Genomic DNA, 12,435 nt, shown 5'->3' on the forward strand with positions numbered 1-12,435 from the left:
TTTCCTATTAAATTTGAAATTTAACTAATTATCATGGAATTTATTCGTCAGACTCACTCATTAACTGCTTGAAAATATTATTCTTTCTCATTTGAAGCAGTTTCATGATATCTGTGGCCGTCTCTTCTAGGGCGCGGTCAGTAACATCAAATACCGGCCATCTCTTATTCTTACCAAAGATTTCATTGGCCCATTCGAGTTCCTCGATTACTTTATTCGTGTCCGCATAATCACCTGTGTGCTCAGTTGCGCCAAGTTTATTTAAACGGTTTTTACGAATTGAATAAAGTGCTTCAGGGTCAATCGTTAGGGCAAAGATTTTTCTTTGGTCTATTTCAAAGAGTTCTTTTGGAAGATCTTGTCCATTGATAATAGGGATATTTACAACCTTGATTCCGTGTTGAGATAGGTACACTGAAAGAGGTGTTTTTGATGTACGAGAAATCCCCACAAGAATAACGTCTGCTAGGTGGAGAGTTTCAACATTTCTTCCATCATCGTGGTTAAGCGTAAACTCCATGGCCGCAACACGGTCAAAGTATTCTGAGTTCACAGCGTGTAGAAGGCCTGGCTCACTCTTAGGCTCTTGGTGAAAGTAATTAGAGAAAGTCGTTAATACTGGCCCCATTAGATCAAGGGAGCGCACATGCTTTTGCATTGAGATCTCTTTTGTATATTCTCTAAGCTCTGCTGAAACGATTGTGTAAATAACGAGGTCGTGATGAATAGCTGCTTCGTCAAAAATTGATTTGATTTGTTCCTTAGTGCGAACATTTTTAAAACCAGTATAGAAGACTTCGCTTTCTGGGAATTGTGTCATGGCCGCGCGACTGATCGCTTTTGCTGTTGAACCTGTTCCGTCAGAAATAATAATTATTTTCATCTTTTTCAAAATTTAGCCTCGATTTAATACTTTAATCTACTTTATTCAAGAATGAAGTCTTCGACAAGGTTATAGATGTCATTTCGCTGACTTAATGGGTGAAAGCGAGATAAGGGAGTCACTTTCTTTAAGAAAGTTTTTTGTGACTTCGCAAGTCGGCGAGTGGCAAAATAAATCTTTTCGATTAATTCTTCTTCAGATGTGATTTCGCCGTTTAAAAACTGGATAGTTTCTTTGTATCCAATGGTTTTTAAGGCCTTAAGCTGAGCATGATGTTCGTCGTTTTTCATGATCTCTTTTACTTCATTTAAAAGACCTTGCGAGAGCATCTGCTTTGTTCGCTTGAGAATAATTTCCCAATGTTCTTCTTTAGGTAAATCAAGGCAGATATTTAGCGTATCCCAGCCGTGAATATTTGTTGAGAAATCATAGGCTCCTTGATCGTCGGCCTGTTTTTTCTGTTCTGAGATCTTTTTACCCGTCATGCGGTGATACTCGTAGGCACGAGTACGACGATAGTGATCGTTCTCATGGAGATTCTCAAGTGATTCAGGATCATGAAGTTTAAGGTAGTCAACAATTGGGGCCATACCTTCTTTTTCATAGATCGCACGGGCCTCTTGCTGAATGGCCTCATCTGTTGACTCTGATTCATACATGCCACGAACTAAACTTCTAAGGTAAAAGGCACTTCCACCAACTAGAATAGGAGTGATCCCTCTTGCATGTAGCTCATTGATTTTATTCTTTGCTAGCTCCACAAAATCTGAAGCATTAAGCTCATTTGTAATTGGGGAGATGCTAACGAGGTGATGGATAACACCATCCATTTCTTTCTCGTCTGGCTTGGCACTTCCAATATTTAATTCATTATAAAAGAGGACACTATCGAAATTGATAACGTGGCATCTGTCGATACCTATTCGCTTGGCAAGCTCAATGCTAATACCTGTTTTTCCAGAAGCCGTTGGCCCTAATATAAGAATCAATTTCTTTGTCATTTTAATAATTTTCTCAGTTTTTTTGGTGAGATCTTCTTTGCAATTTTCTTCTCAACAAGATCGTAGAATGAAGTAAATGAAAGGAGCTTTCTGACCTCATTTACTTGAAGTTCTAAATCTTTAAGAAGCTCATAACCATTAATTATATTAGTCGCAATCTTCGCATAGGGAAGGTCTTCAAATACATGAGATACAGACCTTAGAACGCATGTGTGTCCATCAAGACGCTCAATTTCGATTCCCATTGCCATATATTGCGCAAGATTTTCCATGTCTGAGATATCTTTTGAAATTGGCTCTGAAATTAACAGAGGAGTCATATTATCAATATCAATTTGTTCACAAGCATCGTCTAAGAAGACTTGTGCATCCACAAAGTATGGCCCCCTTTCAACGTGATTAAAGAGAAAGATATTCTCACCCAGCGCCGAAATCGTTAGCTCACTTTGTTGGCCACTAGCACTTTCTCCAAACAGAGAGCTCTGCCCATGAAAGTCTGTTGATTGATTGAGTTCATTTTGAAATCTTTGAAGATTTAATCCACCACAAAAATTATCAGCAACAATATTGTCCGCACCTTGGTTAAAGAGGGCACTTGAAAGGGAATTAAAATTGGCTTCTTCCTCATTCATCTCCAGAGCGTGGTTTTCTGTAATATGATCTTGATTCTCAGAAATAAGTTTCTTTGCTGTTGCACTCGTGAGAGAGAAAATCTCATTACTTTTTAAGAATTTTATAATTGTCTTGTTAGGGTGAACGTTTACATCAATTTCATTCTCTGGAACTTTAAATTGCATGATGTAATCACCAGTAAGACCTTGAGGCCAAAACTTTTCCATATTTCGAATAACGATTTGATGGATTTTTTTATCTGTAAAAAGGCGGTTGTTTACAAAGAGAAACTGCTGCTTGCCGCTATAGCCCTTAGAGGCATCTTTTGAGATATAGAACTGACAACTTGAACCAAGGTATTCACCATAGGACTGAAGTATTTCAGGCCTATTCTTACGAGACTTTTTCTTAAAAATTTCACCCACACGATTAACTGTGTGCTCTTGAGCTCGGTAAATATCAGGGTCTTGATCATCCCAGGTGATAGAGAACTCAACCTGTGGGTAGTTAATTAAGAAAGAATTGATAACACGTTTAAGTGCATTCTTTTCACTTTGACCAGACTTCACGAATTTTAAACGAACAGGCGTGTTAAAGAAGAGGTCTTTGACATAAGTCGAAGTTCCACACTTATGTGTAGAGTACTTTGAGTGTTCAACAGTTCTCGCACCATGAATGACGTATTTGGCGCCTTCCTCAGGGCTAGAACGTGGTGCTGAATGACATGAGATTCTTGCAACACTTGAAATCGAAGCAAGGGCCTCGCCACGAAAGCCAAAAGTATTAAGCCTGTATATATCTTCAAAGTTGTTTATTTTAGAAGTTGCATGACGGCAGAAGGCGTAGGGGAGTTCATCAAAGAACATTCCATCGCCATTATCTTCAATTGCTATGAGGTCAAGTCCCGCATTGATAATAGTAACTCGAACTTTAGTCGAGTTTGCATCAATTGAATTTTCTAATAATTCTTTAAGAACATTGGCCGGGCGTTCAACAACCTCACCGGCCTTGATTTGATCAATTAAGTGTTCGGGAAGAAGGTTAATTCTATTTTGTGAATTTTCTGATATTTCCATTATACGAACTAGTCGCGATAGAAATTAACCTGGTTTCTTCCACCTTCCTTGGATTTGTATACTGCAGAGTCGGCCCTTTTAAATAGGTCTGTTCCGCTACTAACTCCCTGTCTGTAGTCTGAAACACCAATCGATGCAGTTACCGGTAACTTATTATCGTCGTAAATGAAATCGTGAGTCTCAACTGCCTTTCTTAGGCGCTCTGCGATTTCGTATGATTGTTTAATATTTGTCTTTGGAAGTAGGACAACAAATTCTTCCCCACCGTAGCGAGCAAAGATATCTGTTTCTCTAATTCCATTTGAACGGATAACTTCTGCAAGTTCTTTTAAAACGTAGTCACCAGCATCGTGTCCATAATTATCATTAAGTTTCTTAAAGTGATCTAGATCGAAAACAATAAGAGAAAGAGGAGTTCCTGTTACCTTTGACTTCTTTACTTCAATATCAAGTTTCTTATTGAAGAAAGATTTGTTGTAGCAACTAGTTAGTCCATCAGTATTAGCTTCTAGTTGAAGCTTATCATATGTTAGTCTTTCTGGATCACCTTTAGGAAGGTATTTAAGTGCCATTGCACCCATCTTAATGATGTCACCTTTTTGTAATTCAGTAGGGGCTTCAACTTTACTGTTATTTAAGAAAGTTCCATTTCTAGAACCAAGATCAACTACCTGATATCCATCAGCTGAAGAAACTAGCTTAAAGTGCTCTCTTGAGATTCCATTGAACTCAAGTGGAATATCACACTTTGCACTTCGACCAACTGTAATCTCTTCTTCTTTTAAATCGAAAAGAGTACCGTTTAAATCACCACCAACAACAAGAAGTGCCGCAGGCTTATCTTCGGCTTCTTTATTCGCTGATGCTAGGGCAGCTTTGATGTCAGTTAATACTAGAGTAGCGTCATCACTCATATTCGTCCTTTCAGTACTTTATAATAGATTGTTTTCCCTGTAGATTTTAACTAGCGCCCCGATTTTAATCAAGATTGGAAAACATTTCTATCTGTCTAAATCGAGTATTTCTCATAGGTTATCAAGCCATTCAAAGCTATATATTTTTCCGGCCTCAACTCCAGGTTGATTAAACGGATCAATATTTAGGCAATAACCTGTGATAGCTGTCAAGTATTCGAAGAATACAATCAACTTGGCCAAACTTTGTTCATTTAGTTTTTCTATTTCAAAAGTAATATGTGGAACTTTTTGTTCTTCTAAAGCTTTCTGAGTTCCGTAGAACTCCGAGTCCATTAAGTTCTTCAGTGTATACTTTCCGAGTTTTTGTAATTTCGGATGATTGAATGAATTACTTAATCTAAAATCGTTTTCAAACTCTTTTACATGGATGAGTAGCATCACTTTGTTAAGTGGCCCTTCCATAAAGAGCTGCATTTGTGAATGCTGATCTGTTGCACCATATGAAGGAATTGGAGTTAGTCCAATTCGTGAACCATCTTCTTTTTTCTTTCCAAGACTCTCGGCCCATAATTGGACGAACCAATATGCAAAATTCTTCATTTTGCTTGAGTAGGGCATGATTACTGTTTGATCATGGCCATGCTCTTGATGGTTTAAGAAAGTACTGATTACTTCTTTAAACTCTTGTGACTCTTTTAGTGAAAGGCCATATTCAAGGCCACTCTTGCAAAGAGCGTGAATATCGATTCCTGCAAAAAGGGCCGGAAGAAGGCCAACGGGAGTCAGGACACTAAAACGGCCACCAACATTTGTTGGAATATCTAGTGTTGTAATACCAAGTTCATCTCCAAGCTCTCTAAGTTGTGATGTTTCAGGGTCACTTGCAAAGACAAAGTAGTTTTTGAATTCGTCTTCTTTTACTCCGAGCTTTATTAGTTCATTTGCAAGGATGGCAAAAGAAGCAAGAGTTTCGGCCGTACCACCAGATTTTGAAACCACATAGATTAGAGAATTTTTTAAATCAGTACTTTCTAATAATTGGTTTGTGTCATCTGGATCAATATTGTTAAAGAAATAAAAACGGCGTTTCATATCTTTTTTTAAGGCGCTTACAAGCATCTCTGGCCCAAGCGCACTTCCGCCAATTCCGACTTGGATAAAGTCACGACGGTCACCATACTTATTAAATATATCAACACATTGTTGTGGATAATATTCTTCACTTAATTTTGTAACAAATTCAAAGCGAGGATTAGTTTGAAATTTTTCAATCTCCGCCGAGACTTGTTCTGACTTGTCCTGTTCTTGAATAAAGGAGTTAATTGAAATTTTCATTAGGCTCCGTATTCCTTTTTCAGCAGACGAGAAATAACAACTTTTTGGATTTGATTGGTTCCTTCAACGATTTGAAGAACTTTTGCATCTCTCATAAATCTTTCAACAGGATATTCTTTTGTATAACCAACACCACCAAGAATTTGAACAGCATCAGTTGTTACTTTCATTGCAGTATCACTTGCACGCATCTTTGCCATTGAAGCAAGCTTTTGATTAGAAGCTCCGTCATCAATTGATTTAGCAGCAGCTTGAACAAGTAGTCTTGCAGCTTCTACATCACAGGCCATATCCGCCATCATGAATTGTAGTCCTTGGAAGTCAAAGATTGGTTGTTTAAATTGTTGTCTCTCTAGCGAGTATTTAATCGCTTCATCAAGAGCACGAGTTGCACAACCTACTGAGATTGAACCAATAGCAATACGTCCCTTATCTAGGCCACTCATTGCAACTTTAAATCCTTCACCTTCTTTTTGTAGAAGGTTTGCTTCTGGAACAAAACAGTTTTCAAAAAGAAGTTCGCGAGTAGGTGAGATATTCCATCCCATCTTTCTTTCTTTTTTACCGTATGAGAATCCTTCCATTCCATCTTCTACGATAAATGCAGAAACACCCTTTGCTCCTTCGCCACCTGTTCTTGCCATTACGATATATGTTTTAGCAATTCCGCCAGAAGTGATCCAAAGTTTTGAACCATTTAGAATATATCCACCTTCAACTTTCTTTGCAGTCGTTTTAAGTCCTGCTGCATCTGAACCAGCTCCTGACTCAGAAAGTGCGAAAGCACCAATTGCTTTACCACTTGTTAATTCTGGAAGGTACTTTTGTTTTTGCTCTTCGTTTCCAAATGTATCTAGGATAGATTGAACCATTGATGAAACAGAGATTGTCACAGCATAGGCAACTGATGACTTTGCGATTTCTTCTAGAGCATAACTATAGTCTTGAACTGGAAGATTGAGTCCACCATATTCTTCTGAAACAGTCATTCCTGTGAAGCCTAGCTCTCCAAGTTCATTGAAGATTTCCATGCGAAATTTTCCTTCAAAATCATCGTGCTCCATATGTGGCTCGATTTTTTCAAGGCGAAAACGCTTAAGTCCTTCAACGATCTCTTTTTGCATCTCATTCATATTTATATCCTTTGAGTTCTTTAAATAATTTAATTCATTATAAAATCCACCTACAGTACCAAATAAATCATAAATGGTTAAATTTTATGAAATTCAGTGTTAGGAGCTTGTATTCTTAAATGTGATTACAGTATGTTATAAGATGTATCCATTAACTATGTTTTATTTAATGGATTTGTACGATACAATAGTACAAAGGGTGAAACTCCCTTCCTAAGCGCTAGCAAGGAGAATACAATGAGACACGATATCAATTTGGCCCATTCTGATAAGGCCAATGTAGAAGAAGTTGAGTTAACTAATTCGTTTCCCTACATGCTCTTGATTACCTCAATGGCCGTGATCACTATCATGCACTTAATTTTGTATCCATTAGCAAAGAAATTTGCAGCGAATTTCGCTGGTTTTTAAGTGTCCTGCCATAGAATTTTGTCGCTGAAGTCTTAGTCATTTCTTAGCTAAGTATTTGATTTTATACTTTTATTACCGAAATTCTTCGTTTCTATCTAGATAACTTTTATAATTTGAGTATGAAAACACTACAAGAATTTAGACCAACTCACAAAAATGTAATCAGCAACGGAAAAGCAAAGAAAGTTCGTGTTGCACGTAAAGTAAAGAAGGTTAAAAAGGGGAGTTCTTCTTTGAACCTTACAAATATTGCACTTGCCGCCTGTGTTGTTCTTATGGGTGTTGGACAATATAAGAAGTCATCTGAAGTGGCAAAGTTAAAAGAGGTGAATGCTTCTTTAACTCAAGAAGTTGCTAATCTTCAGATGAATTCGATGAAATATATGGCAGACAAGAAGATCCAAGAAATTTCAAAAGAAACTTTAAAAAGTAAAGTTGCTCACGTGGACTCATTGAATGCCATTATTGCAAAAAGTAAAGTTGACCTAGCTAAGGCCAACTTAGAAATAGATAAGCTTAAGAACCTAAAGATGTCTGAGTTACAGTACAAGACTCAACTTGCTCAAATTGAAAATGAGTATCAAAAACGTCTAGATGCACACAACAGAGCAAGCACTGAAACGATCACTCGTATGGGACGTAAGATGATGGCCGAAGTTGATAGTGCTGGTTTAAAGACGCGTGCACCAGCAAGTGCTACACGTCATGTTGTTCAATTTAAAGGAAATAAGCCTGTGAATGCAAAAGTTCTTACTAACCAAAAAAATGATGTTGAGTCAGATGAGTGGCGTTCAAATAATATGGAGCTCTAATTACTCTCAAATTTTAAAAGAAGATTCATTGCCATATCCTTTCGATATGCAATATCGTTAGGCAGCGCCCTGAAGTCCATTACATCAATCGTACTCATAAATTTCTTATATCGCTTAGATAGATCTTCTCTTGCCTTACTAATAAAGAATATATCGAGAAATGTAATATTATTTCTCGCAATCGTAATTTCTCTCATGCTGTTAAAATAAATCGCCATATTCTCAAGATAGAGTAGAGCAGCGATACTTTGATCTTCATTAGTCGAGCTGTTTTTTAAGTCACGCTCGTAGAGCGAGTATATAAACTCCTCAATTGTATTAACGTCAATTGGCCTTGCTACAGAGATTATTTGAGTGATATCACGTCTAAGACATGACTGATATTCAGTCAGCCTATCTTGTTGAATGCATTTGTCGTAATCAATCTTATCAATTCTCCCTTGGGCCTCTGAAGGAACTAGAAAGAGATAAGTTGGAATCGTGACTCCTAAGAATACGACAAATACAACGATAAATTTTATAAAATCTCTAAGCTTATTTCTTGTCATTAAAATATATTCCGAATCCAAATTTGATTTTAGATTTTGGATCTTTAGGTTCTACAACTTTAATAATAACTCTTCTATTTGGGTTAAAGAAAACTTTCTTTTTATTTTTTTCTTTTAACTTTTCTAGCTCTTCTTTTGTAATAAGAGGTTCAGAGTCACCCTTTGTTGTGGCCGCAAGTGTAGTCGGTGGAAAACCAAAGTACTCAAAACGAGAAAGGACTTTCGCGGCCCTTACAGCTCCTAGCTGCCACGGACCTTCGATTCCTGGAGCAATACTTCTTTCATCAGAGTCAGTATGTCCTTCAATCATAATACGATAGTTAGGATTCTTTGTTCTGATAATATCAATCATTGTATCAAGAGATTGAATACTGCTCTTACTTAACTTAGTACTCCCTTCAGGGAAGAGGATACTACTTGAAAATGAAATAATTAGCTCATTATCAACGAGTGATATTTTACTATTTTTTTCAAGTTCAGGGTGCTTTGATATTTCTTCTGTTAGCTCTGATAATTCTGTTTCTGAGCTTTTATACTTGTCCTTTTGAAAGGATGTTGAGAGGTCTTTTGCTTTCTTGTTAAACCCCACTGGATCGTAATTAGCAAAGGCCATCATCAGAATGAAGAAACATGCAATTAGGGTCATCATATCTGCATATGACGTCATCCAATCGCCATCACCGCCTCCGCTATCTTGTTTTACTGCTTTTTTCTTTACTGCCATTATTAACTCGCTGATTTCCAGTCTAGTCTTTCAGTTGGTAAAAGGAATGAGTTTAATTCTTCTGCCACAAGAACCGGGTTAGACTTGTCTAGGATATGCTTAATTCCTTCGATGATGATATTATCTTTTGTTTCCATTTGAATCTGAATATCTTCTAAGTTTTCAGCAATTGGAATAAATCCTAAGTTGGCAATGATTACTCCATATAGTGTTGTAATAAGACATACACCCATGGCCGGCCCAATCATTTTCATGGCATCGGCTCCACCAAGGTTGGCAAGAAGTACGATCATCCCAATTGTTGTTCCCATCATTCCAAATGCCGGTGGGAATTTACCAAGAGTCTTAATCTTTCTTGTATCTTCACTACGAATAGCATGCATATTAACTGCACGTTGTTCGAGAATTTCGATAATCTTTTCTTTTTGAAGGAATCCATCTGCGATTAATTCAAGACCTTCCTTAAGGAATTCATCGTTTGCTTTACCTGGTAGGTTCTCTGCAGCTTCACCTGAACGGTAAGCTTCACATATTTGCATGATCTCTTTGATAACTTCGGCCGAATTGACCATTTTTCCACCAAGAAATTGCTTAAGGAAAATTTTAAAAAGAGCACCAATCTTATTTAGTTGGAAAGCTACTGATGTAGCAGCGAAAGTCCCACCAATTACAATAAAGAGAGAAGGGCCATCGACGAAGAGGCCTAAGTTACTCGAAGACATTCTTAGTCCTGCAAAGAGAACACCGGCCGATATTATTAGTCCAATTAAAGAAAAAATATTCATTTATTCACCTTTGTAAATATTCATAACAAAATTTTACTATTTTTAACTACTTAGGTTAACTCTCTACGATATGGTCACTTTTTTCCCATCGTATATTAAAGTACTTAGAGCATTTTACTCATCTATGTAGAGGCAACTATGGTTGGCATCGGTCCTCAAGATTGAAAAGTTAACGATTTTACCAATAATCATTGTTCGGAATAATTTTCCTTTAATTTTAAGAACTTAAAATAGTTTTATTTTTATTCTATTATTAACGATGTGACGCTACGAGTCGTGTGCAATAATTTCACAATGTTTGGTATTGATATGAATAAAATTTTATTGATCTTAAGTTATTTTTTACTTTTTAGCTGTGTAGGTAAGGTAGAGGATGCAAACTCTGAATTAACAAAGGGGATTAATGATGGGGAGACTGTCATTAATTACACTGGGATTCAAGATGCTTTTCCAATAGCACACGATAAGGTTGAAATTTACTTCCCGCCGTCTAATTTAGACCCGTTAAAAGTAACATATATCATCAATTACGATGGTGCTATCGCTCCAATTACAGTACCAGGGCGAACTCTTGTCCCTGATTATCGAGGGTTTCTTCGCTATACAGTAACTGGCCTAAATATTAATGAACAATATGTTTTCAACGTTCAGGCAAAGGACGATAAGGGGCAGCAGTCAGTAAATGATGCCTTTAAATCTGTGACGACTTTTTCAAACCAAACTTCTAACTTTACAGGAATCGGTAGTATTAAAAATCTATCTGGTGGAGCTTCTAAAAACTCATTATTAATTGAGTGGCCGGCAGCTGAGCGTACAGGTGGTTATATTCCTGAAGACTCAGATGTTTCAAAATATGAAGTTGTCTTAGTTAATTCTGATACAGCAACTCCTGTTGCTTTTGATGATACTTCATTTACAGCACCAACACGTATTGTGAACTATGTTGATGGAAAGAAGATTTCTCAACAAGTTAACGGTCTTCTTCCTGGAACAACTTACTATGTAAGAGTAAGAGGTATTCACCATGGATATAGTAAATATAGTTCTGATCCAAGTTACTTTTATGAAAAGAATAATAGCTACTTAAGTGCAACAACTCTAAGTGATAGTGTTGGTGATATTCAAGTTGATCTAGATTCTTTTGAAGTTACAACACCAAGTAATAGTACAGGTAAAACTTCTCTTGATTTAAGTTGGGCAACAGGTATTGGTGCCATCGATCACTATCGAATTTATTACAAAGAAAATGGTACAGGTGAGGCGTGGTCGACATATAAGAATAGTCGTGATGATATATGTAATGGCCAAGAGACAACAGATCCTGCTTATTTTTGTAAGCAAGTTACATATGAAGATAGCAAGTCAAAACTTGTTGAGCTAGAGCCTTATACTTCATATGAAGTATATCTTATTATGTGTCTAGACTCTCTGTGTTCGCCAGGTAAGTCTATTATTTATAATTCTCCAAATGTTTATCGCACAAGCCCTCCGCTTGTAAGCTTTTCTGGAATTACAGAAGTTAATAACCCACGTTACCACTGGGCACTTAATGAAATCTACTTAAGTTATGAGCCAGTTGATCTAGCAAGTGGTGTTATCGATGGAATGTTAATTGAGGTCAAAGGAAGAAGTTCTGGAGAGCCATATATTGATACATTTATTAACTTTCCAGATGGAAATAATCCAACATCATTAAATCCATCAACTCTTGATTTTACTAATGGAACAGAAGTTTCAATTAGAGGGATCGATATTAACTCGACGGAAGAGTACTGCTTCGCTTTATTACCATTCGTTTACGTTGGAGATGTTGTAACTCCTAATCGTGACTCTGAAGTTGTTAGCTGTATTGTTCCACAAGTTATGACTCCTACATATGAAGACTTTACTGGAATTAGCTCTCTGTACTTTGACAGTTCAAATAATTCGGCGGCCATCTCATGGACTCCACCTGAAGAAGGTGTATACGACCGATATGTTGTCTTTATGAAGACAACTGCTGGAACATTCAGTTTCAGTGATGCTGTTAATGGCGATAATGACTACTTAAGATTTGAGGCAGAAGAGAATGCACTTGGAATTACGATTCCTTTCATTCCTGCTGGAACATATTACTTTGGTGCCCTTACTTATTTGTACCAAGAAGACAAATACTCTGAATTTAACAATAGTATTCAAACACTGGTGGTAGAGTAGTT

General features: G+C 37.0%; 12 protein-coding genes. 3 read left to right on the forward strand and 9 right to left on the reverse strand.

The annotated features are described in order from the left end of the window. Window positions 1-40 precede the first annotated feature (40 nt). From ABMA76_RS10365 to ABMA76_RS10390, 6 genes are all read right to left on the reverse strand, one after another. On the reverse strand, window positions 41-883 hold the full coding sequence (locus ABMA76_RS10365) for a pyruvate, water dikinase regulatory protein (protein WP_040314013.1): 843 nt from the start codon (window positions 881-883) through the stop codon (window positions 41-43). A gap of 41 nt (window positions 884-924) precedes the next feature. Then, the gene (gene miaA, locus ABMA76_RS10370; RefSeq protein ID WP_392912167.1) at window positions 925-1,884 is read right to left on the reverse strand and encodes a tRNA (adenosine(37)-N6)-dimethylallyltransferase MiaA; all 960 of its coding nucleotides are present in this window, start codon (window positions 1,882-1,884) and stop codon (window positions 925-927) included. Then, the gene (mutL, locus tag ABMA76_RS10375) at window positions 1,881-3,572 is read right to left on the reverse strand and encodes a DNA mismatch repair endonuclease MutL (protein ID WP_393061527.1); all 1,692 of its coding nucleotides are present in this window, start codon (window positions 3,570-3,572) and stop codon (window positions 1,881-1,883) included. The genes miaA and mutL overlap by 4 nt, the downstream gene beginning before the upstream one ends. A gap of 8 nt (window positions 3,573-3,580) precedes the next feature. Beyond that, window positions 3,581-4,486: a diguanylate cyclase gene (locus tag ABMA76_RS10380; protein ID WP_392912171.1), complete on the reverse strand. Its 906-nt coding sequence runs from the start codon at window positions 4,484-4,486 to the stop codon at window positions 3,581-3,583. 111 nt (window positions 4,487-4,597) lie between these two features. Further along, window positions 4,598-5,824 (reverse strand): hypothetical protein, encoded by a 1,227-nt coding sequence (locus ABMA76_RS10385; protein WP_392912173.1) that lies wholly within the window; start codon window positions 5,822-5,824, stop codon window positions 4,598-4,600. Then, a complete protein-coding gene (locus ABMA76_RS10390; RefSeq protein WP_392912175.1) occupies window positions 5,824-6,957 on the reverse strand; it encodes an acyl-CoA dehydrogenase family protein in 1,134 nt (377 codons plus the stop codon). Before ABMA76_RS10390 ends, ABMA76_RS10385 begins: the two co-directional genes overlap by 1 nt. Before the next feature lie 237 nt (window positions 6,958-7,194). Here ABMA76_RS10390 and ABMA76_RS10395 point away from each other — a divergent pair, with 237 nt between their 5' ends. Both ABMA76_RS10395 and ABMA76_RS10400 read left to right on the forward strand, forming a co-directional pair. After that, window positions 7,195-7,368 carry a hypothetical protein gene (locus tag ABMA76_RS10395; protein ID WP_392912177.1) on the forward strand — a complete coding sequence of 58 codons (174 nt, stop codon included), beginning with the start codon at window positions 7,195-7,197 and terminating at the stop codon, window positions 7,366-7,368. Window positions 7,369-7,487: 119 nt separating this feature from the next. Continuing rightward, on the forward strand, window positions 7,488-8,180 hold the full coding sequence (locus ABMA76_RS10400) for a hypothetical protein (RefSeq protein WP_392912179.1): 693 nt from the start codon (window positions 7,488-7,490) through the stop codon (window positions 8,178-8,180). On the opposite strand, the gene ABMA76_RS10405 is transcribed toward ABMA76_RS10400, so the two are convergent. Genes ABMA76_RS10405 through ABMA76_RS10415 form a run of 3 tightly spaced genes read right to left on the reverse strand, consistent with a single transcriptional unit; the run spans window position 8,177 to window position 10,237 of the window. Beyond that, window positions 8,177-8,728, reverse strand: a complete 552-nt coding sequence (locus ABMA76_RS10405; RefSeq protein WP_392912181.1) for a hypothetical protein — start codon at window positions 8,726-8,728, stop codon at window positions 8,177-8,179. The genes ABMA76_RS10400 and ABMA76_RS10405 overlap by 4 nt on opposite strands. Beyond that, window positions 8,715-9,452, reverse strand: coding sequence for a flagellar motor protein MotB (locus ABMA76_RS10410; protein WP_392912182.1), 738 nt, complete (start codon window positions 9,450-9,452; stop codon window positions 8,715-8,717). Before ABMA76_RS10410 ends, ABMA76_RS10405 begins: the two co-directional genes overlap by 14 nt. Before the next feature lie 2 nt (window positions 9,453-9,454). Then, on the reverse strand, window positions 9,455-10,237 hold the full coding sequence (locus ABMA76_RS10415) for a motility protein A (protein ID WP_392912184.1): 783 nt from the start codon (window positions 10,235-10,237) through the stop codon (window positions 9,455-9,457). A gap of 309 nt (window positions 10,238-10,546) precedes the next feature. Here ABMA76_RS10415 and ABMA76_RS10420 point away from each other — a divergent pair, with 309 nt between their 5' ends. Continuing rightward, a complete protein-coding gene (locus tag ABMA76_RS10420; RefSeq protein WP_392912186.1) occupies window positions 10,547-12,433 on the forward strand; it encodes a hypothetical protein in 1,887 nt (628 codons plus the stop codon). Window positions 12,434-12,435: the final 2 nt, after the last annotated feature.

Origin of the sequence: Halobacteriovorax sp. ZH5_bin.2, assembly GCF_043196375.1 — a bacterium.
In the GTDB taxonomy this organism is placed as follows: domain Bacteria; phylum Bdellovibrionota; class Bacteriovoracia; order Bacteriovoracales; family Bacteriovoracaceae; genus Halobacteriovorax_A.